The organism is Caulobacter sp. FV2ye17ST, assembly GCF_058680955.1.
Window position 1 is genome coordinate 3,491,794 of record NZ_CM178727.1, and the last position, 23,990, is coordinate 3,515,783.

Below are 23,990 nucleotides of genomic sequence, written 5' to 3' on the forward strand. Positions count from 1 at the left end.
CTACAGCGCCTCGCACACATAGACCTGGTACGGCCGGGGCTCGCCCTCGGCCGGCAGGAAGCGGTAGAGCACCAGCAGCCATTCGGCCTCGTCCAGGCTGACGCCCAGGGCGGCCGAGACCCAGGCTGCGGTGGGCTCGCCGTCACCCAGGGGCGGCGGCTCTAGCCCCATGACGGAAAGGGATCGGGCAGCTTGCTCCAGCCCCTGGGGCCAAAGCCGAAAACCAGGTCCGACAGCAGGCAGTCGTCGAAGCCCTTCTTCAGAGCGGCCTGGTCCATATCGATGCCGATCAGCACGATCTCCTGGCGACGGTCGCCGTGTGGCGCTTTCCAGACCTTTTCGATGGTCGTCCGCCAGGCCGGATCGTCAGGCCACTGGTCCTGAGGGGCGGTGGCCCACCAGCGGCCGTGCGGGCCATGCTGGGTGACCGCCCCGGCCTGGCTCCAGCCGCCGACCCGGTCATAGCGCGTGGCCAGCCAGAAGAAGCCCTTGGAGCGGATCACCCCGGGCCATTCGCTTTCCAGCCAGGCCTTGAGCTTGGCGGGATGGAAGGGCTTGGAGGCGCGATAGACGAAGTGGCTGACGCCATACTCCTCGGTCTCGGGCAGCACCTCACCCATCAGGGCCTTTTGCCAGCCGGCCGCGCCCTCGGCCCGGGCATAGTCGAACAGACGGGTGCCCATGACGTCGTCCAGCGCCACGGCGCCGCGTTCGGACCGGATAATCCGGGCGCCCGGATTGAAGGTGGCGATGATCCCGGCCAGCCGGCCCAGATCCTCCGCCGAGACCAGATCGGTCTTGTTGAGCACGATGACGTCGGCGAACTCGATCTGCTCGACCAGCAAATCCACGACGGTGCGCACGTCGCCCTCGCCCGCCGTCTCGCCACGCTGGGCCAGGCTGTCGCGCGAGGCGTAGTCGCGCAGGAAGTTGAAGGCGTCGACCACCGTGACCATGGTGTCCAGCCGCGCCACGTCCGACAGGCTCTGGTCGGCCTCGTCGCGGAAGTCGAAGGTGGCGGCGATCGGCATGGGCTCGGAAATGCCCGTCGACTCGATCAGCAGATAGTCAAAGCGGCGCTCGGCGGCCAGGCGGCGCACCTCCTGCAACAGGTCGTCGCGCAGGGTGCAGCAGATGCAGCCGTTGGACATCTCCACCAGGGTCTCGTCGGTGCGCGACAGATCCGCGCCGCCCTCGGCCACCAGGGCGGCGTCGATATTGACCTCGCTCATGTCGTTGACGATCACCGCGACCTTCTTGCCCTCGCGGTTGTGGAGCACGTGGTTGAGCAGGGTGGTCTTGCCCGCCCCCAGGAAGCCCGAAAGCACGGTCACCGGCAGGCGGCGATCAATCCTTGATGTCTGGGACACGTAGAGGCCTCAAGATGTTATAATATAACATCCATAGCCAAGCCGCACGCAGGCGACAAGCCATATTGTTATACTATAACACCTCAGAATGAAGGCGGAGCGCGCCTCAGCCGTTCTTGCGCGCCGCGAACAAGCGCATCGCCTCGGCGAGATATTCCGTCAGGCCCGGCGACACCGCCTCATAGCGGGCGGTGAACTCCGGAACCTCCAGATACAGCCGCCCGAGCCCCGCGAAGGCCGCCGGGTCCGGCTTGCGGTTCCAGGCCCTGGCCACCCAGTTCCAGTGGCGCTGCATGATCGCCCGCACGACCTCGGAATCAGCAGGCAGGCCCTGGATCAGCGCCCGGGCAAGATCATGCTCGATCGCCCTGGACTCCTCCTGAAAGGCCGTCCCGTCGCGCGCGGTCCAGTCCTTCATGCCGGCCTTTGACTGCGCGATCCGCTCAGGCATGTCGCCGCCATAGGTTTCGACAAGCCACGCCTCGTGCGCGGCCTGCTTTTCCGGGGAGAACCCCAGGAACATCGTCTTGTCATCCATCGTCTCGTCTCCGCTCAGGGTTTCGAGGGTCTGGTCGATCACCCGCACCAACCGGTCATAGCGCCTGGCCTCTGCCGTCAGCCGAACGCGGTGCGCGCGCAGGGCGGCCGCCGCGTCGAAGTCGGGGTCGTCCAGGGCGACCTGGATGTCGCGCAGGGGCGTCTCCAGCTCGCGATAGAACAGGATCTGCTGCAGGCGCAGCAGGTCGTCCCGGCTGTAATAGCGGTAGCCGTTGCCGCCCACGGCGCTGGGTTTCAGCAAACCCAGGGCGTCGTAGTGGTGCAAGGCCCGCACCGACACGCCCGAAAGCGTCGCCATCTGCTTGACTGTATAGGTGCTCAAATCGTCCCCTCGCTCGATGGAGACGATCACTCAGGGATCACGCGGCGTGAGGGTCAAGCGCCGTTAGCCCAGCCGTGGATAGAGCGCGTCTATCAGGCCGCTTCGCGCGCCTTGATCAGCGGCTCGCCCTCGGCCTGGGCCACTGGCAGGTCGAGGAAGGCGGTGATCGCGGGCCCCTGGACACGGTCCACCCCGCCCTGACGGCAGGCCTCAAGCTCGTTGGCGGTCTGCACGCCGGCCACGATCTGGCGCACGGCCTTGCCGCGATAGACGTTCTGGCGCTCGACGAACTTGACGATCGCGGCTAGCCGTTCGCGCTCTTCCTCGCCCGTGAGGGTCAGGGTGACGCTGTCGATCAGCTCCGGCGGCAGATTGTGCACCGGGAAGGTGGGGTCGATGACATTCAGGTCGAGGAAGGTGAAGCCGCTCTTCAGGAAGGCGCGCATCTGCTGGACCAGGCCAATGGAGGCCTCGCGCGGCGTGCCATAGACGCTGGCCCCCAGGCGCGGCTGCATGTCGAGCGGATAGCGCGACAGACGGCGCTTGTAGGCCTCCTGGGAGGATGGCGTCGTCAGGTTCCAGAACCCGAACGGCAGATAGAGATCGCCGAACGTCGCGCCCTTCAGGACGGGCTGGGCGTCGTTGAGACAGGCCAGATCGCGGGTCAGCAGCGCCGAGTCGAGCTCGGGCGCTGGCTCGGTCAGGTCGGCGCGCAGGCCGATCAGCGATCCCACAAAGGCGTTCTCGGCCAGGTCGTATAGACCCCACCAGCCGGTCTGCGACGGCGGCGGTGGCGGGGGAGGCTCCTTGGCCTTGGCGGCGATCGGCGCCGGCGGGGCTGGACGTTTCTCGGGTGCGACCGGGGTGGGCGCGGGTTGCGGCGGGGCCGGAGCCGATTGAGCGGCGGCCTTGGCTTCGCGGGCCTCTTCGCGCGTGCTGGGCACGGCGCGGATGGCTTCAGCGGTGATCACCTGAACGCGGCCGGCGGCGCCGCCATAGCCCTCGCCGGCGACCAGACCGGCCAGCTCAGCTTGGCTCAGGCTGGCGAATTTCAGGACCGCGCTCTCGTCGCCCTCGAAGGTCATCAGGCAGACCTGACCACTCTTGCGGCCGGGGAACAGGCTGGCCTCGAGCTCGGCGGCAAGGGCCTGCATCTCGACAGGGTCAAGCTGGGCCGCGCGATTGTCGGCCAGAACAAATGCGAGCGGCGCCACGGCGCCATACCGGCGCGGGGCCGTCCAACGGACCTTGAGATAGACGTCCGCGGCCTCCTGAGCCCGTGGGGCCGGGAAGGAGTCATCATCAATGAGCAGGCGCAAGCAGGCGATCGCGGTCATGCCGCCATGCTTAGCTGCAATTCATCGCCAATTGGTTAGGGACACTGGTATGCGACCGTTAACTCAACCCCTAGTTCCTGGGGGTTGAAGGCGCCTTCCTGAGCGGCAGGTCGGTCTGCGAAAAAGCCTGTTGCGGCAAGGGTTCTTCGAACGGCCCACTGACGATTGGGCCGCTCACCGAAGACAGTCTCAGCTCCCGGCACAGGTCAAATTCACGGCGCGAGCGAAGGCCCGTGACGCCTTGCCGCAGCTTGAGGTCGAGATATTGCCGCCGGGCGGACAGGAACCGCCGAAGGGTCAGCAGGCGCTGAAGTTCGTCGGTTCCCGACAGTTGCAGCACCACGCCGTCGATGAGATTGGCCGGAACGGCCCGCACGTTGAACCCGGCGTCCTCGATTCGAAGCTCAATGCGATTGAACACAGGCCGCAGAAGATCGCGCAGCGGCGCGATGGCCGAGAACGGCAGGTCGCGCGGCACCTCGTAGATCTGGGCGCTCAGCTGTTCCATGACGGCGGAGGGCAGCGTGGCCAGCTTGGCCTGATAGGTCTCGCGCAGGCTGGTGCGGACCAGGCTCCACATCCGGAAATCCGTCTGCACGCGCCGATCCGGCTGGGTCTCGAGGGCGGCGACGTTCGCATCCAGCATGGCCAGATCCGCCCGCATGTAGTCGCTGTCCTCCAGGACCGTCTTTTCAGGCTCGCGCAGCATGAATTGCGGCTGACTGGCCTCGAAATACTCGGTGACGGGATTGTAGACCCCGCGCCACGCCAGGCGCGGCCCGTCGGTGGGGTCGGCCGCGACCTGGGCGACGTTGCGCGGCGTGGAGCCCCAGGGCGCCAGCTCATGCACGCCATCGCGCGTGATGACGCGCGTGCGTCCGACAGGCGGCGGCGGCTCGCCGCCCCGCATGGACAGCAGGTCAGCCTCGGGCAGGCTTGAAAAGCGCAGGACCTCCTTCTCATCGCCCTCATAGGTGAGCATGCAAAGGTCGTCCCGGCCTTGAGTGCCGAACAGACGAAGCTGAAGCTCGCTGGCGATCTGCTTGAGTTCCTCGCCATCGAGGAAATCGGCGTTGGGATCGATCAGAACATAGGCGCCGGGCGCGACCTGACCAAAACGCCGGGGTGGCGGCCAGCGTGTCTCGATGTAGAGCGCGGCGGTGCGATCGATCTTGCCGGGCGTCACGCCATCAGCAGACGCCTCGCGCGCGCCGTGTTCAATACAGATTCTCAGACACGCCATGCCGCCCATGCAGCAGCTACTTGCCGCATGACAGTTACCAAGACCTTGGACCGGCGCCCAAATTGGGTATAGGAACGACCAACCCGTTCAATACCCGCCCAAAATCTTGAAGCATTTGAGGCTGGGCATATTGTCGCATCAATTTCTATTGGTGCGAATGCTTCAAAAACAGTCACCCCAAAGCGCGCCTGAAAGCTAGGCGAACGTCTCCGTCAGGCGGAAGTCCAGTCGCTGCTTGACGCCCGGCCAATCGGCGTCGGTGATCGAGAACACAGCCGTATCGCGCACATGGCCGGTCCAGGTGATCTTGTGATTGCGCAGCACACCGTCCTTGTCGGCGCCCAGTTTCTCGACGGCCGCCTGGCTGCGAGCATTGCGGACATCGATCATGAACTCCACGCGGATGGCGCCGGCGTTGAAAGCGTGACCGAGCAGCAGGCGCTTGGACTCCGGATTTACCGGCCCCGAGCGCGCGTCGGGATGCAGGAAGGTCGATCCGACCTCCAGGCCCTTGTGCAGCTTTCGGATGTTCAGATAGCTGGACGTTCCGACCACCCTGCCGTCCGACAGCCGGCGGATGGCGAAGCCGATCCGCTCGTTGCGCCGTGTCTCGCCCTCAAGCGCGCCCCACCAGTCCTCGAAGCCCTCGCCGCAGCCATTGGTCGACATGATTTCCCAGCTGGCGGGATCGCAGTCGATCGCGCCGCGCAACTCGTCGCGTAGATCCGGGGTGATGGGTTCCAGCCGGACGTAGCGGCCTTCGAGGGGGAGAATCTGGATGTCCATGCGGCGCAGAATGGCTCGGCTGGCCGGTTCCGCGCAAGGCGAACAGCATGCTGACGCGTCCTGACGCACCGACGCCGCAAGTTCCGGGCGGCGGCGGCGATGAGCGCGGCCTACTGACGACCAACGGTCGATGGCGACCGCGCGTGCTGGGGGACTTCATGACGTCGAAACCGAGATGGGCCAGTCATGGTCTGTGGTTCATCCTGCTCCTGAGCGCGCTGGTCGCCGGCTTGCCCCGTTCAGCCGCCGCCGCCGAGGGCGCCCCCTACCGGCAGGCCCTGGACGAGGCCTGGTGGACCGGGCCTTTGCTGGCGTCCGGCGCCTCGACCCTGCCCCGGGGCCGCATGCTGATCGAACCCTATCTCTACAACGCCAAACCCTATGGCCGGATCGACTCCAAGGGCGAGCGTCACGACACGCCCGATGAAGACAACTGGGGCTCGCAGACCTACCTGCTCTACGGCGTGACCGACACCTTCACCGCCGGGCTGATCCCCCGCTTCGGCTATCGCCGGGCCGCAGGTCGCTCAAGCTCGGGCGTTCGTGTGGGCGATCTGACCCTTCAGGGCCAGCTCCGCCTGACCCAGTATCGCGAGGGCGGTCGCACCCCGACCCTCTCGCTGGTCCTGCAGGAAACCCTGCCCGTCGGCCGGCACGACAGGCTCGACGGTCGCCCCAATGACGGCTTCGGCAGCGGGGCCTACGCCACGACGCTGGGGGTCAATTCCCAGACCTATTTCTGGACGCCCAACGGCCGGATCCTGCGCACGCGCCTGAACCTGGCCTATACGCGCTCCGCCGACGCCAGGGTGCGCGACATGAGCGTCTATGGCACGCTGGCGGGCTTCGCCGGGGAGGCCCGTCCGGGCGACTCGTTCAATATCGACCTGGCCTTCGAGTACAGCATCACCCGCCAGTGGGTGGCCGCGATGGATATCGGCTATCAGCGCGACGCCAGCACCCGGGTTCTGGGAACCAGGTCTGACGGCGCCGCCTTCGAGCGACGATCCCCCGTCAGCCAGGCGCTGATCCTGGCCCCGGCGATCGAGTACAATATCAGCGGCTCGGTGGGCGTGATCATGGGGGCGAGGATCATTCCCGCCGGCCGCAACACCACCGCCTCGGTCACCCCGGTGATCGCCATCAACTATGTGCTCTAGACGGGGGCCGCCTCCGGCGCTTTCCCGTCTTGCCCCCGGCGTCAACCAGCGCTAACGTCTCTTCAAACAAGCGTTTGAACAATGGACCGGGATCGGGAAGCGCCATGGATTTCGATATCTCCCCCACGCAGCGGCAGTTCCTCGATCGCGTCACCGCGTTCATGGACGAGCACATCGTGCCGGCCATTCCGCGATACGAGGCCGAGATGAACGTCCTCGGCGCCGAGCGCTGGAAGGTCGTGCAGGTCGTCGAGGAACTGAAGGCCAAGGCCAAGGCCGCCGGCCTGTGGAACTTCTTCATGCCGCCGCACAGCGGCCAGACCCATGTCGATGACACGTTCCAGTTCGAAGGCATCCAGCTCACCAACCTGGAATACAGCCTGATCGCCGAACAGCTGGGCAAGGTCGGCTTCGCGTCGGAAGTCTTCAACTGCTCGGCGCCCGACACCGGCAACATGGAAGTGCTGATGCGCTACGGCACGCTGGCCCAGAAGGAGCGCTGGCTGCGCCCCCTGATGAACGGCGAGATCCGCAGCGCCTTCCTGATGACCGAACCGGACGTCGCCTCCTCGGACGCCACCAATATCGAGACCCGCATCGAGCGCGACGGCGACCACTATGTGATCAACGGCCGCAAGTGGTGGTCCTCGGGCGTGGGCGATCCGCGCTGCAAGGTCGCCATCGTGATGGGCAAGACCGATCCGGAAAACGCCAGCCGCCACGCCCAGCAGAGCCAGGTTCTGGTGCCTCTGGACGCCCCCGGCATCGAGATCGTCCGTATGCTGCCGGTGTTCGGCTATGACGACGCCCCGCACGGCCACGCCGAGGTCATCCTCAAGAACGTCCGCGTTCCCATCGAGGACGCCCTGCTGCTGGGCGAAGGCCGCGGCTTCGAGATCGCCCAGGGCCGCCTGGGTCCCGGCCGCATCCACCACTGCATGCGCACCATCGGCACGGCGGAAGTCGCGCTGGAAAAGATGTGCAAGCGCCTGATGAGCCGCAAGGCCTTCGGCAAGTACGTCTCGGACCACTCGGTCTGGGAAGAGCGCGTCGCCGACGCCCGCATCGACATCGAGATGTGCCGCCTGCTGTGCCTGAAGGCCGCCGACATGATGGACAAGGCCGGCAACAAGTCGGCCCGTCTGGAGATCGCCATGATCAAGGTCGCGGCCCCGCGCCTGGCCCTGAAGATCATCGACGACGCCATCCAGGCCCACGGCGGCGGCGGCGTGACCACCGACTTCGGCCTCGCCAAGGCCTATGCCGGCATCCGCACCCTGCGCCTGGCCGACGGCCCGGACGAAGTGCACCAGCGGACGATCGCCCGCATGGAATACGGCAAGTACGGCGACCTGGTCTTCAAGCAGAAGGCCGAGAAGGAAGCGGCCCTGCACGTGCCGGGTATTCGCTAGTCCCTAAGAAGCCCTTCCCCCTTGATGGGGGAAGGGTTGGGATGGGGGTGACCGCTGAATCTCAGCCGCGACACGCTCAGCGATGTCGTACGGATACTCATAAGCTTCGCGGTCCCGCACCCGCATGACTCTGTAACCCTGCGCGGTGAGCCACGTATCGCGCTCGGTGTCGTGCAATTGCGCCTCGGGCAGGTCATGCCGACCGCCATCCACTTCTATGACCAGCTTGGCGCCATGATGCGCGAAGTCGGCGACATAGCGGCCGATCGGCGTTTGTCTGCGGATGTGCAGGTTCAAGGCCCGCAAAGCTTCCCATAGCCTCCTCTCGCTGACTGTCATGTCTCGGCGAAGCCTACGCGCCCGGCGGATCGCACCGGGTGCGTGACTTGGCCTTGGCTTGTCGGACATGCCGCACCACCCCCATCCCCGCCCCTTCCCCCATCAAGGGGGAAGGGAGAAGTTATCGCGCTCCGAACAAAAAGTGAACAATGATCGCAAAATTCGGGCGGACTGCAGCTTCACGATCGCGGATAACCGCGCCATGACGCGCCCGTCACGCCTTAGCCTGGACCGCCTCCCCTCGCCCCTCGGCGAGATCCTGCTGGTCACCGACGAGGCCGGCGCCGTGCGCGCTCTGGATTTTCACGACTACATTCCGCGCATGACGCGACTTCTGCGCCTGCACTATGGCGATCTGTCTCCGGAAGGTGGCGGGGCGCCGGCCAGTGTGCGCCAGTCTCTGGGCGCCTATTTCGACGGTCAGCTGGACGCCCTGTCCGCCATCGCCTGGGCCACGGGCGGGACGACCTTCCAGCGCGCGGTCTGGACCGCCCTGCTCGACGTGCCGGCGGGCCAGACCTCGACCTACGCCGCCCTCGCCGCGCGGCTCGGAAAGCCCGCGGCCACCCGGGCCGTCGGCGCGGCCAACGGCGCCAACCCGATCGCCATCCTTGTGCCCTGCCACCGGCTGGTCGGCGCGACAGGCGCGCTCACCGGCTATGGCGGCGGCCTTGAGCGCAAGGCGTGGTTGCTAAGGCACGAGGGCGCGCGCCCCTAAACGATCATGCCGCCGCGCAGGACGAGGCGACCGGGATTGAGAAACGGCAGCGCCAGGGTGATCCCGATCAGCACCTCGAAGACGAGGTTGCCCAGATTGAACCGGCCGCCGGCCTGATCAATCAGCAGCGAGGCGGCGCGGCCCAGGGCGGCGCCGAACCAGGCCAGGGCCAGGGCGAAGGCCATCGCCGCGCCGATGCCCGGCTGATAGCCCAGATAGAGGGCCGCCCCGGCATGCGACAGCACCAGCAGGCCGCCGAACGCCCGCCCTTCCGCCAGCAGCGGGGTCGGCGCCGCCTCACCCTCGGCGAGGCCCGCCATGCCAAGCACCTGGGCCGGTCTGGCCAGGGCGATGCCGCCCAGCGCGCCACCGATCACGCAGGCGATCACGGCCAGCAGCAGGGACAGGGCATAGCTCGACATGCGCGGAGCGCTCCTTGAGGTCGGTTCAGGCGGGCGCCGCGGGCGCGGCGCCATGACAGACGGCCTCGATGTTGAACCCGTCCGGGTCCAGAACGAAAGCGCCGTAATAGTCTGGATGGTAATGAGGGCGAAGTCCGGGCGGACCGTTGTCTCGCCCGCCCGCCGCCAGGGCCGCCGCATGGAAGGCGTCGACCTCGGCCGGGGTCTGGGCCCGAAACGCCACATGCACCTTGCCCCGCGCCGCGTCCTGGCCGGCGATCCAGAAGAACGGCCGGGTGTCGCCATAGCCGGTGGACTGCACCCCGCCGGTGAACTCCGGCGGCACGGTGTAGAGCCGCGAGAGGCCCAGCGGCGCCAGAGCCTTGTCATAGAAGGCCGTCGAGCGATCGAAATCGGCGACGCCCAGGGTGATATGGTCGATCATTTCACCAGCACCCTGAAGACCCGTCGGGTGTCGCCGGCCTTGTCGGGGATCCACGGCTGCTTGAGCGTGAAGGACAGCTCGGTCACGCCCCGCGCCGTGGCCTGATAGGTGAAGATCGTCGTGATCGCGCCGCCCGGCAGGGCGGCGTCGGTGGTCTGGCTGGAGCCGCCACTCAGAACCGTGGCGTCCGCCTCCCGATCCAGTCGCCAGGAATAGCCCGTGCCGGCGTTCAGCGGCAGCTCGATCCGCAGCGCCTGCCCCGGAGCCAGCACGACCAGTCCAGCGTCCGAAACCGTCAGGGGACCGGGCGGCGGGAGCGGGGCGCTGGCGCAACCGGCCATGAGGATCAGGCCCAGACTGGCCGCCAGGGCCGAGGATACCAAACGTTTCATCAAGCCTGTCCTAGCTGGCCGCCGAGACGGCGCGGGGCGATTGGCGCCCCACAATCGGAGGGCGCGATCCTTGACTCCGCCATCCCCCGGCACTACCTCCTGCCCGGCGCTGGCACTCACCGGGGGCGACTGCTAACAGCAGTGCTTCCCTCGCTGGCGATCCCTAATTCTAACCGTCCCGACGGAGAACATCCTATGAAATTTCGTCCCCTGGGCGACCGCGTCCTCGTGAAGCGCGTCGAAGAAGAAACCAAGACCAAGGGCGGGATCATCATCCCCGACACCGCCAAGGAAAAGCCGCAAGAAGGCGAAGTCGTCGCCGTCGGCCCCGGCGCCCGTAACGACAAGGGCGACGTCGTCGCTCTGGACGTGAAGGCTGGCGATCGCATCCTGTTCGGCAAGTGGTCGGGCACGGAAGTGAAGGTCGATGGTCAAGACCTGCTGATCATGAAGGAAAGCGACGTTCTGGGCGTGGTCGAGGCCTAAGCCCTCCTCCGTCCGATCTAGCTTTCAACTCCATTCTCTCTTTTAGAAGGGCTCATACACATGGCCGCTAAAGACGTTTATTTCTCCTCGGACGCGCGCGACAAGATGCTGCGCGGCGTCAACATCCTCGCCAACGCGGTGAAGGTGACCCTCGGCCCCAAGGGTCGTAACGTCGTGATCGAAAAGTCCTTCGGCGCCCCGCGCTCGACCAAGGACGGCGTCTCGGTCGCCAAGGAAATCGAACTGGCTGACCGCTTCGAGAACCTCGGCGCGCAGATGATCCGCGAAGTCGCTTCGAAGACCAACGACAAGGCCGGCGACGGCACCACCACCGCCACCGTTCTGGCCCAGGCCATCGTGCAGGAAGGCCTCAAGTCCGTCGCCGCCGGCATGAACCCGATGGACCTGAAGCGCGGCATCGACAAGGCCGTCACCATCGTCGTCGACGAGATCAAGAAGTCGTCGAAGAAGGTCACCACCAACACCGAAATCGCTCAGGTCGGCACCATCTCGGCCAACGGCGACAAGGAAGTTGGCGACATGATCGCCAAGGCCATGGACAAGGTCGGCAACGAAGGCGTCATCACCGTCGAAGAAGCCAAGACCGCCGAGACTGAACTCGACGTCGTCGAAGGCATGCAGTTCGACCGCGGCTACCTGTCGCCCTACTTCATCACCAACCCCGACAAGATGGAAGTTCAGCTCGAAGAGCCGCTCATCCTGCTGTTCGAAAAGAAGCTCTCCTCGCTGCAGCCGCTGCTGCCGGTGCTGGAAGCCGTCGTTCAGTCGGGCCGTCCCCTGCTGATCATCGCCGAAGACGTCGAGGGCGAAGCCCTGGCGACCCTGGTCGTCAACAAGCTGCGTGGCGGCCTGCGCGTCGCCGCCGTCAAGGCTCCGGGCTTCGGCGATCGCCGCAAGGCCATGCTGGAAGACCTGGCCATCCTGACCGGCGCTCAAGTCGTGTCGGAAGACCTGGGCATCAAGCTGGAAAACGTGTCGCTCGACATGCTCGGCAAGGCCAAGAAGGTCTCGATCACCAAGGACGACACCACCATCGTCGACGGCATCGGTGAGAAGGAAGCGATCGAAGCCCGTATCGCCCAGATCAAGCGCCAGATCGAAGACACCACGTCGGACTACGACAAGGAAAAGCTGCAAGAACGTCTGGCCAAGCTGGCCGGCGGCGTTGCCGTGATCCGCGTCGGCGGCTCGACCGAAGTCGAAGTGAAGGAAAAGAAGGACCGCGTCGACGACGCCCTCAACGCGACCCGCGCGGCCGCCGATGAAGGCATCGTCCCGGGCGGCGGCACGGCTCTGCTGAAGGCCTCCAAGGCCCTCGAAGGCCTGACCGGCGACAACGCCGACCAGACCGCCGGCATCGCGATCATCCGTCGCGCCCTGCAGGCTCCGATCCGTCAGATCGCCGAAAACGCCGGCGTTGAAGGCTCGATCGTGGTCGGCAAGGTTCTGGAAAGCACCAGCGCCTCGTTCGGCTTCAACGCCCAGACCGAGCAGTATGTCGACCTGATCGCCGACGGCGTCATCGACCCGGCCAAGGTCGTCCGCACCGCTCTGCAAGACGCCGCTTCGGTGGCCGGCCTGCTGATCACCACGGAAGCTGCGATCGTCGAAGCCCCCAAGAAGGGTGGCGGCGCCGGTGGCCCTCCGGGCGGCGGCATGGGCGGCATGGGTGACATGGACTTCTAAGAAATCCGGTCAGCCTCCGCTGAACCAACAGGAGAAGGGCGGGACCGCGAGGTCCCGCCCTTTTTCGTTACGCGGTCGCGAAAGTTAACGGCGCCATGCATCCATCCGTAAGCGCCGGCGTTTCTCCGTCTGAAGAGCAAAAGCCGACGGGAGGCGATCCATGCCGATGCGCCGCATTCACCACATCAACCACCGCCGCATTCCGCGCGCGGGCCTGGTGATGTTCGCCGTGGGCCTGTGGCTGACCCTGGGCCTGATCAGCCAGGCCGCTTTCCAGCTGGTCGGCTAGGTTTTTCAATCCGAGTGTCGGCCCGGTGTCGGATTGGAGCCCGCTCACGCGTCCTTGTGCGTAACGTCCTCCGATCAAGGCGCCGCCATGACATCCAGTCTCTCCCTTGAGCCCCGCATCGAGCAGCGCCCGGCCCTGCATCTGGTCGGTACGATCTGCGACTACGCCTTCGCCGACGGCGACATGTTGCGCGCCCTGCCACTGCAATGGGCCGCGTTCGGGCCTGTCATTCCCTCACCGCCGGAGGGCGGCGAGCCGATCAGCTTCGGCGTCGCCCTGCCCACCGAAGATCCTGGCTGTTTTCGCTACATGACCGCCTATCCGCTCGCGCCGGGCGACACCGCGCCAGCCCGCCTGAGCCAGTTGACCGTGCCCGCCGGGCGCTACCTGGTCTTCCCACACGCCGGGCACGTCTCGACGCTGAACAGGACGGTGTCGGCGGCCTGCGCGGGACGTCGTCCGGCCAAGGATTTTCCCAGCTTCCTGGAATATTACGGCTCCGGCTTCGACCCGGCGACGGGATACGGCGACATCGAGGTGTGGCTTCCGCTTGCGGATTGACCTTCCGTCCAGCCGCCGCGCCGGATACAGGCAAGGCATGTTCCGCCAGCGCCCAGACACCGATCTTCTCGTTCAAGGCTGGGTTGTCGGCGTGATGGTCGAGATCGCCGGCGAGCGCACGCCTGTCCGGCACTATTTCGGGGTCGGCAAGGCCGAGCGGGCCCGGGCCGAGTGGGCGGCTGTCGATCTGGCTCTGGAAGTCGGCGCGGTGGCGTCCAGCCCGTTCCGTGGCGTCGAACCGGTCGAGGCCATCCGCGAGATCGTCGCCTACCGTATGCGAGAGCTGGGCCTGAAGCCCGGCGAGATCCGGGCGCTGGGCGACAAGTTTCCCCGTCGCTGGCTCCCGGTGCAGACCGAGTCCTAGTAGCGCTTGCCGCCGCAACCGCCGCAACCCGAGCGTCCGCCACCGCCTACCGAGATGCGGACGGAGCTGGAGGCAGAAGCCGAAGCTGAGGCGGAAGCCGAACTCCTCGCCGATGCGCTGGCGGAACCGCCCGCCCAGCCGCCGCCTGATCCGCTGACCACGCCGCCATAATAGCCGCCGCCCCGTGCGCCGGACGGACGCCCCACATAGCCGCCGCCGATATGGGGCGGCTCGGAATAGACGTAGGGCTCTGGATCGATCGGCTGGGGCAGCCAGCCTCCGCCGGGGCCGTAGCGCGTGGAGAAGCTCTGGTTGCCGCCGTAGTAGGCCGCGCCGCCCCAGGAGCGGCTTTCCTGGCTCTCCTCGTAGCGGGCGCTTTCCGACTCGTAGGTTTCGTCACTGATGATCACGCCGTCCGAAGCGCGGTGATCCTCGCGCCGGCGCTCATGGCGCGGCCCGCAATCACACGCGCGCTCCACATAGACCGGCCGCTCGACCACGCGGTCGACATAGACGGGCTTTTCGACGACCCGGTCTACAGGACGATCAACATACACCGTCTTCTCGACGATCCGGTCCACCGGGCGATCGACCGGCTTTTCGACGATCTTTTCCACCACCTTGACGACAGGAACCTCGACCCGGCGCTCGACGATCTTCTCGACAATGCGATCCACCGGACGGTCGATATAGACCGGCTTTTCGACGATCCGGTCGACATAGACCACCCTGGTCTTGGGTTTGGGACGCTTGGCGGGAGCGGGTCGCGCGACCGGCGCCTTGTGAAGCGCGGCGGGATAGCCATCGGCCAGAGCCGGCGCGGCCATACTCGTCGCGGCGACCACCGCGCCTGCGAGCAAAAGGATCCTGAACGGCGTCATCATGGGGCTTGCACTCAAAACACGTGCCGTTTCGGGACGGCGTTCCGCCGCGCCGCAACAACCGGGCCACAACAACAGGACCACGGGGCCTTGGCGCGGCCGCCGCTTTTCGCCATGCTCCGACAAACAGGCGTTTGAGCGCGAAGTGGGGAAACGATGTCCAAGACCATGCTGGCCGCGATGGGCCTGACCGCCGGCCTGCTGCTGGGAAGCGCCGCCTGCGCCCAGACCCCAACCGCCGCGACGCCGAACGACTACGCCAGGACTGACAACTGGCTGTGCCTGCCGGGCCGCGAGGACGCCTGCGCCACCGACCAGACCGCCACGATCGTCGCCGCCGACGGCAAGACGACCACCGAGGCCTTCACGCCGGCCGCCAGCCCGGCGGTCGACTGCTTCTATGTCTATCCCACCGTCTCTACCGATCCGGGCGCCAACAGCGACATGGTCATCGACCCGGCCGAGCGTTCAGTGGTCGAGCAGCAACTGAACCGTTTCGCCAGCCAGTGCCGGATCTTCGCGCCGATGTATCGCCAGATCACCCTGGCGGCGCTGCGCAAGGTGATGATGGGCGGCCAGGCCGGCGACGCGGCCCTGGCCTATGGCGACGTGCGCGACGCCTGGAACCATTACCTCACCCACGAGAACAAGGGCCGCGGCGTGGTCCTGATCGGCCACAGCCAGGGTTCGCGGGTGCTGCTGCAGCTGCTGAAGGAAGAGATCGACGGCAAGCCGGTTCAGAAGCAGATGGTGTCGGCCCTGATCCTGGGCATGAACACGCCGGTCGACGCGACGGGCAAGTACGGCTCGATCCCGACCTGCGCCAGCGCCAGCCAGACAGGCTGCCTGGTGTCCTATGTGTCGTTCCGGGCCTCGTCGCCGCCGCCCGCCGCCAGCCGCTTTGGCAGGACGGACGAGACCGGCCAGCGCGCCGCCTGTGTGAACCCGGCCGCCCTGCTGGCGGGCAAGGCCCAGACCGAAACCGCCCCGCTGCACGCCTATCTGGGAACCAAGCCCATGGGCTCGTCGGCCGCGACGCCCAAGCCGTGGGCAAAGGACCTGACGGTCACGACGCCATTCGTTTCTGCGCCTGGCCTGCTGTCGGCCCGCTGCGTCAGCGAAGGTCCCTTCACCTATCTGTCGGTCTATGTGGAGGGCGATCCGGCCGATCCGCGCGTCGACGACATCACCGGCGACATCCTGATCATGGGCAAGCCGCTCAAGGACTGGGGCCTGCATCTGATCGATGTGAACCTGGCGATGGGCGACCTGGTGGCGCTGGTCGGCGAGCAGTCGAAGGCCTACGCGGCCCCCTGAAGTCAGGAAGATGGGGGAGCGCCGACACTCCCCCTGACGCTTCGATCTATTTGGTCGCGCCCTTGAAGATGACGCCGCCCAGCAGCAGCACCAGCACAAAGCCGATCAGGAACAGGAAGAACAGGATCTTGGCGACGCCCGCGGCGGCGCCGGCAATCCCGGTGAAGCCCAGGGCCCCGGCGATCAGGGCGACGATGGCGAGGATGATGGCCCACTTCAGCATGGTGCGTTTCCTTGTTTGGGAAGCCAGCAGCGCTTCTGACAAAACAACCCGCCAGAGCGCACAGCGTTCCTTGTTTTCGCCGCCCGGGGCCGGTAACCGATAGTCATGGCGTCCAAGCCCGAAAGCCCGACCGAACCCTTCAAGCGCGCCCTGGCGCACGCCGCGCGTTCGCTTGCCGAAATGCCGGATCTCGAGGTCGTGTTCTCGGGCGATGGTCCGCAGCTGCTGGGCAAGCGGGCGGTGCTGCCGCATCCGCCGCGCGATCTGAACAGCAAGGAAGCCGCGCGGATCCGGGGGCTGGCCGACCAGATGGCCCTGCGCCTGGCCCACCATGACGCCGTCGCCCACGCCCGCGCCCGCCCCTCATCGCCGGACGGTCAGGCGGCCTTCGAGTCGATCGAGCAGGCGCGCCTGGAAGCGATCGGCGCAAACGCCATGGGCGGGGTGCGGGGCAACCTGACGGCGGCGCTGGAAGCGCGGCTGGAAAAGCAGGGCCTGACCCGCAATGTCGCGATGGACCGCCAGTCGGCCCCCATGGCCGAGATCCTGGGTCTGCTGGTCCGCGAGCGCCTGACCGGCGACGCCCCGCCCGAGGGCGCCAAGGCCCTGGTCGACATCCTGCGCGCCGACATCGAGATGAAGGCCGGCAAGGATCTGGACCGTCTGGCCGCCGCCATTGACGATCAGGCCACCTTCGCCCGCGTCACCCGCGAGATCCTTCGGGACCTCGATCTGGGCGAGGAAATGTCCGACGCCACCGAAAGCTCTGACGAGGACGACGGCGAGCAGGACCAGCAGGACCAGACCTCCGACGAGGATCCGGGCGAGGGCGAGGGCGATCAGTCCGAGGGCTCCTCCCCCCAGGAAACCGATACGTCCGACCGCGAAACCGAGGCCGGCGACGAGGAGATGGTTCAGTCCGAGCAGGACGGCGAGCCCGAGGACAGCGACGAGAGCCCCGAGATGGGCGACGGCGCCAAGCCGGCTCGCCCGGACAGCGGCCCCGCCCAGCCCGGCGAGCCGGCCTACAAGATCTTCACCAACGCCTATGACGAGATCGTCCCGGCCGAGGACCTCTGCGACGCCGAGGAGCTGACCCGGCTGCGGGCCTATCTGGACCAGCAGCTGTCGGCGCTTTCCAGCGTCGTCTCGCGCCTGGCCAACAAGCTGCAGCGCCGCCTGCTGGCCCAGCAGAACCGCGCCTGGACCTTCGATCTGGAAGAAGGGATGCTGGACGTCGCCCGCCTGACCCGGGTGATCATTGATCCCACCGCGCCCCTGTCGTTCAAGCAGGAAGAGGACCAGGAATTCCGCGACACGGTCGTGACCCTGCTGATCGACAATTCCGGCTCGATGCGCGGCCGGCCGATCATGGTGGCCGCCGTCTGCGCCGACATCCTGGCGCGCACGCTGGAACGCTGCGGCGTCAAGACCGAGGTGCTGGGCTTCACCACCCGCGCCTGGAAAGGCGGCACGTCGCGCGACGAGTGGGTCAAGGCCGGCAAGCCGCCGGCTCCGGGCCGCCTCAACGACCTGCGCCACATCATCTACAAGGCCGCCGATTCTCCGTGGCGCCGGGCCCGCAAGAACCTGGGCCTGATGATGCGCGAGGGCCTGCTGAAGGAAAACATCGACGGCGAAGCCCTGATGTGGGCCCACCAGCGCCTGATCGGCCGGCCCGAAGCCCGCCGCATTCTGATGGTGATCTCTGACGGCGCGCCGGTGGATGACAGCACCCTCAGCGTCAATTCGGGTCACTATCTGGAGCGCCACTTGCGCCAGGTCATCGCCGAGATCGAGGGCAAGAGCCCGGTCGAGCTGATCGCCATCGGCATCGGCCACGACGTGACGCGCTATTACCGCCGCGCCGTGACCATCGTCGATGTGGAACAGCTGGGTGGCGTTCTCGTCGAGCAACTGGCCGCGCTGTTCGACGAAGAGCCCCGCGCCATGAAGAAGGCGCGCGGCCTGCTGGCCCCGCTCCAGACCGTCCAGCCCTCGGCGCCCAAGGCGGCTCGCAAGGTTCCTGCATGATCGGCCTGCGGATCGGCCTGGTGCTGGCTCTGACCGCCGGCATGCTGAGCCATTGCGGCCGCAAGCCCCCGCCGCCCCTGCCCGTGGTTCCGGTCAAGGCCGGTCCCGAAATCGCGCTGCAGACCACCCCCGTGCCACTGGATGCGTCCAACCCGGCCAGGACCACGGTGGAAGGCTTTGTCTTTGCCGGCGGCGTCGCCATCACCAGCAGCGAGACCTCGCGGCTGCACGGCCTGTCGGACCTGGCCATCGCCGCCGATGGCGGCCTGATGGCGGTGACCGATGACGGCGACCTCTTCCAGGCGCGCCTGGTGCTGGACCCCGCCGGTCGCCTGATCGGCCTGAGCGACGGCAAGCTGGAAGGCCTGAAGGGTCCCGACGGCCAGCCCCTGCAGGGCAAGGACAGGGGCGATGCCGAGGGCCTGGCTATCCTGGCCAACGGCGACCGCCTGATCAGTTTCGAGCGCGACCACCGGATCTGGCTCTATCCGGCTGCCGGCGGCCCGCCGCGCCCCGCGCCCAAGCCGGCCACCATCTTCCCGTATAACGAGGGCATGGAGGCCCTGGCGGCCTATCCGGCCGCCGGACCCGACGCCTATCTGGTGGGCGGCGAGGAGGGCGAGACCTGGCTGTGCAAGCTGTCGGCCGCCTGCCAGGCGCTGGCCCCGCAGCAGGGTCCGGACTTCACCTGGGGCCTGACGGCCATGACCGCGTTCAACGGCCCCGCCATCGCAACCCTTCACCGGGGCTTCGACCCCATTCGAGGCTGGCGCGGGATCGTGCGGTTCGTGGCCAATCCGATGGCGCCGGCGGCAAAGCAGGCCCAGGTCGCCAGCCTGCACCTGGATGGCGCGATCACGCGCGACAACTACGAGGGCCTGGCCCTGGGCAGCACGCCTTCGGGCGCCACGCGGATTTACCTGATCTCGGACGATGGCGGCCTGCCCAGCCAGCGCACCCTGCTGATGGCGTTCGACTGGACGCAGCCGCCTCCACCGCCGCCCGCTCCGCCCAAGGCCAAAAAGCCGGTCCGTCGACGCTGATCCGGTACCGGTAACATTTTTATGCTGCAGCGCAGTATTGCGCTTGCACTGACAACGTTGTCATGTATTTTGACGGACGACGGTTGAGAGGCGAGACCCAGATACCGTCAGAGGAACGCGTCGGGAGGAGGTTGAACCCAACCCCCTTTCCGGGACTAAAAACATGATCCGTCTTCTCGTTCTGGCCATCTCGGCCCTGATGACCTTCTCCGCCGGCGCCGCCAGCGCCGCCGAACTGACCGTAAAGGTCGCCGGCAAGTCGACCCCGCAAGTCCACGCTGACCTGGTGGAAGCCGCCAAAACCGTGTGCCGCGAAGACCTCGGCGATACGCGCTTTGGCCTCGACCTGATGCCCTACTGCGTCCGTCAAGTGACCCGCACCGCCGTCGAAAAGGTGCGTCGTCCCGAGCTGACGGCCTATGACAAGACCTATGGCCGCTCGGCCTATCTGGTGAAGGTCAGCCGCTGATCCCACCGCCTTCAGTCGCGTAACGGACGACCCGCGAAGCCCCCGCTTCGCGGGTCGTTTCATTTTGAGGCAGGCGCGAAAAAATTCGGGTGCAGCGCAACATAATCGTTGATAACCCAATTAAGCGCGGCTATGGATTTCATCGACGGCCAAGCAGGCGAGAACCGGACGGCCCGTCAGAGGAACGCGTCGGGAGGAGGTTGAACCCAACCCCCTTTCGTGGACTGAACACAATGATCCGCACCATCGCCCTGGCCGTTTCGGCCATCGCCCTGACCGTCGCCGCTCCCGTTTCGGCCACCGAACTCCGCGTCAAGATCGCCGGCAAGTCCGCCGAGCAGGTCCGCGCCGACATCGTCAAAGCCGCCAGCACCGTCTGCTGGCAGGACGTCCGCGGCGAAGCGCTTTCGGGCTACCTGTACCCCGCCTGCATCCGCGCCTCGGTCAGCGACGCCGTCGCCAAGATCAACAGCCCGGCCCTGAGCGCCTACAACACCGCCAACCCGACCTCGGGCTCGGTGACCTCGCGCTAAGCCAAACCTACCTGTTCAGTAGCGTACCAAACCCGGCGCGGTCCTCCGCGCCGGGTTTTGCTTTGTCCGGGCTTCGCTTTGCATGACACGCGCCTGAGCACAGACGCGAAAAGGCCCGCGAGGATCGCTCCTCGCGGGCCTTTCAATAGTTGATCGCGATCGTCGCTTAGGCGGCGACGGCCACGGCGGCGGCCTTGGCCTTGGCCTTGACCTGAGCCTTGATCTTCAGGGCGCGCGGCGACAGCTGCTCGTCCTTGGCGCCCAGCAGGAACACGTCCAGGCCGCCCTTGAAGTCCAGGGTGCGCAGGGCGGCGTTGCTGATGCGCAGACGGAACGTCTGGCCCAGCGAATCCGAGGCCAGCGTCGCCGGCGACAGGGCCGGCAGGAAGCGGCGCTTGGTCTTGATGTTCGAGTGGCTCACATTGTGGCCGACCATCGGACCGATACCGGTGAGTTCGCAGCGGCGCGACATGGGACTACCTTGGCTGGGCGAAGCCGAAGGCTCCGCATACATGAATTTCGGGGCGCGGTGGACGAGCCGCCACGCGAGAGCGGGCGATATAGGCGAAGGGCGCCTGCCGAGTCAAGGCGGCAAGCCCGCTTCGCGGCGCGATCCCGGATGAAGATCGCCTCACGACCGCCTTCAAGACAGGTTCATCTGGCTCCTTATATAGAGAGCCCATGAAGGAGCACCCGTCCATGCGTCTGATCGCCCTCGCCCTGACCGCCGCAGGTCTCGCCATGACCGCCGGCCTCAGCCTGGCCGCTCAGCCTGCGCCGACCACGATTCTCCCCGGCCACTGGGAGTACAGCTACCGGATCGGCCCCATCCCGGCCGGCGATGAGTCGCGCTGCCTCAAGCAGGCCGATGTCGAGCAGTTCGCCAAGGGCATCTGCACCCGCAAATATACCTGCGACTACGACACCCGCGTGGTTCAGAACGGCAAGATCGCCCTGAAGGGCACGTGGACCGACAAGAAGGGTCGCGTGGCCCCGGTGACCGCCAAGGGCGACTACACCGCCGAGAGCTTCAAGCTGGATGTGAAGCTGAAGACCATCAACGGGATTCCGCTGGCCGGCGTGATGGACGCACGGCGCGTGGGGCCCAATTGCCCGGCCGAAGCAAAATAGCTGCTCGCGGGAAGCCGTTTGTGGTTAATTCAAATTAAGATACAATGGGTTGTAGGGAACAAAGACTGAATCGGCCGACGTCGCTGATTCGGTCCTGATTCGTTTCGCCCCTGTTCGCAAGTTCCGCTCGCGGCGTTAACTTGAGCGTGGGCCCTATCCGCCGCGCGGCGGGGCCACCGAAAATTCCAGGTCGAACAGGGTCGGTACGGGGCTGGTCCGCGCCCGCTCTATGGTCAGCAGCTGGGCCTTGGTGTTCGCGCCGCCCTCGGCGCTGAAGCCGCCCATCCCGCCCGAAGCGGCCAGCACCCGGTGGCAGGGCACGACGATGGGCCAGGGATTCTCGCCCAGGGCCTTGCCCACCGCCCGCGCCGCGCCGGGCTCGCCCATGGCTCGGGCCACCTGGCCATAGGTCGAGGTCTCGCCGGGCGCGATGGCCCGAGCGATCTCATAGACCCGCCAGTTGAAGCCCTGCACGCCGCTCTGGTCGAGAACGATGTCCGTCAGGTCGTCGCGACCGCCGGCCAACAGATCCAGAACCCGCTCGATGATCCGCTCGATCGCGGGGGACGGCGGCGTCTCGACCGCTTCGGGGAAACGCTTGCGCAGGCGCGCCCAGGCCGCCCCGGGTGTGACTTCGGGCAGTTGCATACCGATCAGCCCCGACTCGCCCCAAGCGACGCCGCAGCGGCCGATAACGGTGTCAAAAAGCGCGAAAGCGGTCCCCTGCATCCCTCATTTATAGCATCGCGGTTGCGGCTTTCGAGCGGCGCCCTACGATTTCCGTTTCTTGCTGTCTGGAGATCGCCGTGCGCCCCACCGTCCTCGCCGCCTTGCTGGCGTCCGCAACCGTCTCGACAGCCTCGGCCAGCGACCTGCTGATCCACGGCGGGCCGATCCATACCGGGGTCGAGGCCGCGCCGAGCGCCCAGGCCGTGCTGATCCGCGACAGCCGGATCCTGTTCGTCGGCGATCTGGCCGCCGCCCGCGCCAAGGCCGCCAGGGACGTCCGCGACTTCGACCTGAAGGGCGCCGCGGCCTTTCCGGGCTTTGTCGACGCCCACGCCCACCTGACCGGCATTGGCCTGCGCGAACTGACCCTGAATCTGGATCAGGTCGGCTCGGTGGAGGACCTGATCAAGGCGGTCAGCGCCTATGCCGCCGCCAATCCGAGCGGTCCGATCTATGGCCGGGGCTGGATCGAGACCCACTGGCCCGAGAAGCGCTTCCCCAACCGTGCGGATCTGGACCGGGCCGCGCCCGGCCGCGTGATCGTGCTGGAACGCTCCGACGGCCACGCCTCGGTCGCCAGCTCCGCCGCCCTGACCCAGGCCGGCGTCAGCAAGGACACGGCCGCTCCCGCCGGCGGCCAGATCCTCAAGGGCGCGGACGGCCTGCCGACCGGCATGCTGATCGACCACGCCCAGTCGCTGGTCGCCGGGGTCATTCCCCCGCCCTCGGAAGCCCTGAAACGTCAGGCCCTGGAAAAGGCCGGCGCGCTCTATGCCTCGCGCGGCTGGACGGGTCTTGGAAACATGAGCGTGGAGGCGCCCGACCTGGCCCTGATGACGTCCCTGGCCGCCGAGAAGAAGTTCCACATCCGCGTCGACAACTACATGGACCCCAGCGGCGCCGCCGAGGTGCTGGCCAAGGGCCCGTTCGAGGACGCCACCGGCCTGATCCGCACGCGGGGCATCAAGCTCTATATGGACGGGGCCCTGGGCTCGCGCGGCGCGGCCCTGCTCGAGCCCTACAGCGACGCCGAAGGGATGGGCCTGCAGCTGACCCCGCGCGACAAGGGGCTGGCGCTGATGAAGCAGGCCCAGGCCGTGAAGGCCCAGGTGGCCATGCACGCCATCGGCGACCGCGGCAACCGCATGGTGCTGGACTGGTTCGGCGAAACCCTGGGCAGCGACACCGGGGCCCGCTGGCGGATCGAGCATGCCCAGATCGTCGCCGACCCTGACCTGCCGCGCTTTTCGAAGATGGGCGTCATCGCCTCGATGCAGCCCAGCCACGCCATCGGCGATCTCTATTTCGCCCCCGCGCGCCTGGGCAAGGCCCGCCTGCATGAAGGCTATCGCTGGAACGACATGCTCAAGAGCGGCGCGGTCGTGGCCGCCGGCTCGGACGCCCCGGTCGAGGTCGGCGATCCGCGCATCGAGTTCTACGCCGCCGTCCACCGCCACAGCCTGACCGGCTTCGCCAATGAGGACTGGCATCTGGAAGAAGCCGTCAGCCGGGCCCAGGCGCTGAAGATGCTGACCTGGGCGCCCGCCTATGCCGCCTTCGCCGAAAAGGATCGCGGCACGCTGGAGGTCGGCAAGAAGGCCGATGTGACCGTATTCTCGAAGGACCTCATGACGGTCGCGCCCGCCGACATCCTCACCGCCGAGACGGTTCTGACGGTGGTGGACGGGGTGGTGGCGTTCGAGCGGGGCCAGTAAGGCGGCAATTTAGCCTGCCCGGGGG

General features: G+C 67.0%; 29 protein-coding genes. 15 read left to right on the forward strand and 14 right to left on the reverse strand.

Annotation, left to right across the window (positions count from 1 at the left end; all coding sequences use genetic code 11):
* The 6 genes from ACW17V_RS16670 to ACW17V_RS16695 all read right to left on the reverse strand — a co-directional run bounded on the left by ACW17V_RS16670 (nucleotide 1) and on the right by ACW17V_RS16695 (nucleotide 5,616).
* Nucleotides 1-171, reverse strand: coding sequence for a hypothetical protein (locus ACW17V_RS16670; protein WP_492106173.1), 171 nt, complete (start codon nucleotides 169-171; stop codon nucleotides 1-3).
* The gene (zigA, locus tag ACW17V_RS16675; RefSeq protein ID WP_492106174.1) at nucleotides 162-1,370 is read right to left on the reverse strand and encodes a zinc metallochaperone GTPase ZigA; all 1,209 of its coding nucleotides are present in this window, start codon (nucleotides 1,368-1,370) and stop codon (nucleotides 162-164) included. The genes ACW17V_RS16670 and zigA overlap by 10 nt, the downstream gene beginning before the upstream one ends.
* Before the next feature lie 106 nt (nucleotides 1,371-1,476).
* Nucleotides 1,477-2,250, reverse strand: coding sequence for a MerR family transcriptional regulator (locus ACW17V_RS16680; RefSeq protein WP_492106175.1), 774 nt, complete (start codon nucleotides 2,248-2,250; stop codon nucleotides 1,477-1,479).
* A gap of 92 nt (nucleotides 2,251-2,342) precedes the next feature.
* Nucleotides 2,343-3,587, reverse strand: a complete 1,245-nt coding sequence (locus ACW17V_RS16685; RefSeq protein WP_492106176.1) for a hypothetical protein — start codon at nucleotides 3,585-3,587, stop codon at nucleotides 2,343-2,345.
* Between the two features lie 70 nt (nucleotides 3,588-3,657).
* Nucleotides 3,658-4,830: a hypothetical protein gene (locus tag ACW17V_RS16690; RefSeq protein ID WP_492106177.1), complete on the reverse strand. Its 1,173-nt coding sequence runs from the start codon at nucleotides 4,828-4,830 to the stop codon at nucleotides 3,658-3,660.
* 195 nt (nucleotides 4,831-5,025) lie between these two features.
* Nucleotides 5,026-5,616: a GNAT family N-acetyltransferase gene (locus ACW17V_RS16695; protein ID WP_492106178.1), complete on the reverse strand. Its 591-nt coding sequence runs from the start codon at nucleotides 5,614-5,616 to the stop codon at nucleotides 5,026-5,028.
* A 47-nt stretch (nucleotides 5,617-5,663) separates the two neighbouring features.
* Between ACW17V_RS16695 and ACW17V_RS16700 the strand changes: the two genes are divergently transcribed.
* Both ACW17V_RS16700 and ACW17V_RS16705 read left to right on the forward strand, forming a co-directional pair.
* On the forward strand, nucleotides 5,664-6,776 hold the full coding sequence (locus ACW17V_RS16700; RefSeq protein ID WP_492106179.1) for a transporter family protein: 1,113 nt from the start codon (nucleotides 5,664-5,666) through the stop codon (nucleotides 6,774-6,776).
* 104 nt (nucleotides 6,777-6,880) lie between these two features.
* On the forward strand, nucleotides 6,881-8,188 hold the full coding sequence (locus tag ACW17V_RS16705; protein WP_492106180.1) for an acyl-CoA dehydrogenase family protein: 1,308 nt from the start codon (nucleotides 6,881-6,883) through the stop codon (nucleotides 8,186-8,188).
* A gap of 3 nt (nucleotides 8,189-8,191) precedes the next feature.
* Here the strand turns inward: ACW17V_RS16705 and ACW17V_RS16710 are convergent, their stop codons facing one another.
* Nucleotides 8,192-8,596, reverse strand: coding sequence for an endonuclease domain-containing protein (locus ACW17V_RS16710; protein WP_492106181.1), 405 nt, complete (start codon nucleotides 8,594-8,596; stop codon nucleotides 8,192-8,194).
* Nucleotides 8,597-8,729: 133 nt separating this feature from the next.
* On the opposite strand from ACW17V_RS16710, the gene ACW17V_RS16715 reads away from it, so the two are divergent.
* On the forward strand, nucleotides 8,730-9,245 hold the full coding sequence (locus ACW17V_RS16715) for a methylated-DNA--[protein]-cysteine S-methyltransferase (RefSeq protein WP_492106182.1): 516 nt from the start codon (nucleotides 8,730-8,732) through the stop codon (nucleotides 9,243-9,245).
* Here the strand turns inward: ACW17V_RS16715 and ACW17V_RS16720 are convergent.
* Genes ACW17V_RS16720 through ACW17V_RS16730 form a run of 3 tightly spaced genes read right to left on the reverse strand, consistent with a single transcriptional unit; the run spans nucleotide 9,242 to nucleotide 10,483 of the window.
* A complete protein-coding gene (locus ACW17V_RS16720; RefSeq protein WP_492106183.1) occupies nucleotides 9,242-9,667 on the reverse strand; it encodes a DUF4345 family protein in 426 nt (141 codons plus the stop codon). The genes ACW17V_RS16715 and ACW17V_RS16720 overlap by 4 nt on opposite strands.
* 25 nt (nucleotides 9,668-9,692) lie before the next feature.
* On the reverse strand, nucleotides 9,693-10,091 hold the full coding sequence (locus tag ACW17V_RS16725; RefSeq protein ID WP_492106184.1) for a VOC family protein: 399 nt from the start codon (nucleotides 10,089-10,091) through the stop codon (nucleotides 9,693-9,695).
* Nucleotides 10,088-10,483, reverse strand: a complete 396-nt coding sequence (locus tag ACW17V_RS16730) for a protease inhibitor I42 family protein (protein ID WP_492106185.1) — start codon at nucleotides 10,481-10,483, stop codon at nucleotides 10,088-10,090. The genes ACW17V_RS16725 and ACW17V_RS16730 overlap by 4 nt, the downstream gene beginning before the upstream one ends.
* Before the next feature lie 195 nt (nucleotides 10,484-10,678).
* Between ACW17V_RS16730 and groES the strand changes: the two genes are divergently transcribed.
* The 5 genes from groES (at nucleotide 10,679) to ACW17V_RS16755 (ending at nucleotide 13,890) form a co-directional block, all read left to right on the forward strand.
* Complete coding sequence (gene groES / locus ACW17V_RS16735) at nucleotides 10,679-10,969, forward strand: co-chaperone GroES (protein WP_010918572.1); 291 nt, start codon at nucleotides 10,679-10,681, stop codon at nucleotides 10,967-10,969.
* 60 nt (nucleotides 10,970-11,029) lie between these two features.
* Nucleotides 11,030-12,676, forward strand: a complete 1,647-nt coding sequence (gene groL / locus ACW17V_RS16740) for a chaperonin GroEL (RefSeq protein WP_492106186.1) — start codon at nucleotides 11,030-11,032, stop codon at nucleotides 12,674-12,676.
* A gap of 160 nt (nucleotides 12,677-12,836) precedes the next feature.
* Nucleotides 12,837-12,965: a hypothetical protein gene (locus ACW17V_RS16745; RefSeq protein WP_492106187.1), complete on the forward strand. Its 129-nt coding sequence runs from the start codon at nucleotides 12,837-12,839 to the stop codon at nucleotides 12,963-12,965.
* An 87-nt stretch (nucleotides 12,966-13,052) separates the two neighbouring features.
* Nucleotides 13,053-13,526, forward strand: coding sequence for a GyrI-like domain-containing protein (locus ACW17V_RS16750; RefSeq protein WP_492106188.1), 474 nt, complete (start codon nucleotides 13,053-13,055; stop codon nucleotides 13,524-13,526).
* Nucleotides 13,527-13,563: 37 nt separating this feature from the next.
* Nucleotides 13,564-13,890 (forward strand): hypothetical protein, encoded by a 327-nt coding sequence (locus ACW17V_RS16755; protein WP_492106189.1) that lies wholly within the window; start codon nucleotides 13,564-13,566, stop codon nucleotides 13,888-13,890.
* Here ACW17V_RS16755 and ACW17V_RS16760 read toward each other — a convergent pair.
* Nucleotides 13,887-14,774, reverse strand: a complete 888-nt coding sequence (locus ACW17V_RS16760) for an articulin (RefSeq protein ID WP_492106190.1) — start codon at nucleotides 14,772-14,774, stop codon at nucleotides 13,887-13,889. The two genes, ACW17V_RS16755 and ACW17V_RS16760, sit on opposite strands and share 4 nt — an antisense overlap.
* Nucleotides 14,775-14,927: 153 nt before the next feature.
* On the opposite strand from ACW17V_RS16760, the gene ACW17V_RS16765 reads away from it, so the two are divergent.
* Nucleotides 14,928-16,088 carry a DUF3089 domain-containing protein gene (locus ACW17V_RS16765; protein ID WP_492106191.1) on the forward strand — a complete coding sequence of 387 codons (1,161 nt, stop codon included), beginning with the start codon at nucleotides 14,928-14,930 and terminating at the stop codon, nucleotides 16,086-16,088.
* A 46-nt stretch (nucleotides 16,089-16,134) separates the two neighbouring features.
* Here the strand turns inward: ACW17V_RS16765 and ACW17V_RS16770 are convergent, their stop codons facing one another.
* Nucleotides 16,135-16,311, reverse strand: a complete 177-nt coding sequence (locus ACW17V_RS16770) for a DUF1328 domain-containing protein (protein WP_492106192.1) — start codon at nucleotides 16,309-16,311, stop codon at nucleotides 16,135-16,137.
* A 105-nt stretch (nucleotides 16,312-16,416) separates the two neighbouring features.
* Between ACW17V_RS16770 and cobT the strand changes: the two genes are divergently transcribed.
* From cobT to ACW17V_RS16790, 4 genes are all read left to right on the forward strand, one after another.
* Nucleotides 16,417-18,345, forward strand: coding sequence for a cobaltochelatase subunit CobT (cobT, locus tag ACW17V_RS16775; protein WP_492106193.1), 1,929 nt, complete (start codon nucleotides 16,417-16,419; stop codon nucleotides 18,343-18,345).
* Nucleotides 18,342-19,388, forward strand: a complete 1,047-nt coding sequence (locus tag ACW17V_RS16780) for an esterase-like activity of phytase family protein (protein WP_492106194.1) — start codon at nucleotides 18,342-18,344, stop codon at nucleotides 19,386-19,388. Before cobT ends, ACW17V_RS16780 begins: the two co-directional genes overlap by 4 nt.
* 163 nt (nucleotides 19,389-19,551) lie before the next feature.
* Nucleotides 19,552-19,857 (forward strand): hypothetical protein, encoded by a 306-nt coding sequence (locus ACW17V_RS16785; RefSeq protein WP_492106195.1) that lies wholly within the window; start codon nucleotides 19,552-19,554, stop codon nucleotides 19,855-19,857.
* Between the two features lie 233 nt (nucleotides 19,858-20,090).
* Nucleotides 20,091-20,390, forward strand: a complete 300-nt coding sequence (locus tag ACW17V_RS16790; RefSeq protein ID WP_492106196.1) for a hypothetical protein — start codon at nucleotides 20,091-20,093, stop codon at nucleotides 20,388-20,390.
* A gap of 166 nt (nucleotides 20,391-20,556) precedes the next feature.
* On the opposite strand, the gene rpmB is transcribed toward ACW17V_RS16790, so the two are convergent.
* Entirely contained in the window at nucleotides 20,557-20,862 is a 306-nt protein-coding gene (gene rpmB / locus ACW17V_RS16795) for a 50S ribosomal protein L28 (protein ID WP_492106197.1), read from the reverse strand.
* A gap of 227 nt (nucleotides 20,863-21,089) precedes the next feature.
* Between rpmB and ACW17V_RS16800 the strand changes: the two genes are divergently transcribed.
* Nucleotides 21,090-21,521, forward strand: coding sequence for a DUF3617 domain-containing protein (locus ACW17V_RS16800; RefSeq protein ID WP_492106198.1), 432 nt, complete (start codon nucleotides 21,090-21,092; stop codon nucleotides 21,519-21,521).
* A 153-nt stretch (nucleotides 21,522-21,674) separates the two neighbouring features.
* Here ACW17V_RS16800 and ACW17V_RS16805 read toward each other — a convergent pair whose 3' ends face one another.
* Nucleotides 21,675-22,250 (reverse strand): methylated-DNA--[protein]-cysteine S-methyltransferase, encoded by a 576-nt coding sequence (locus tag ACW17V_RS16805; protein ID WP_492106199.1) that lies wholly within the window; start codon nucleotides 22,248-22,250, stop codon nucleotides 21,675-21,677.
* Between the two features lie 77 nt (nucleotides 22,251-22,327).
* On the opposite strand from ACW17V_RS16805, the gene ACW17V_RS16810 reads away from it, so the two are divergent.
* On the forward strand, nucleotides 22,328-23,965 hold the full coding sequence (locus tag ACW17V_RS16810; RefSeq protein WP_492106200.1) for an amidohydrolase: 1,638 nt from the start codon (nucleotides 22,328-22,330) through the stop codon (nucleotides 23,963-23,965).
* The last annotated feature ends 25 nt before the right edge of the window (nucleotides 23,966-23,990 follow it).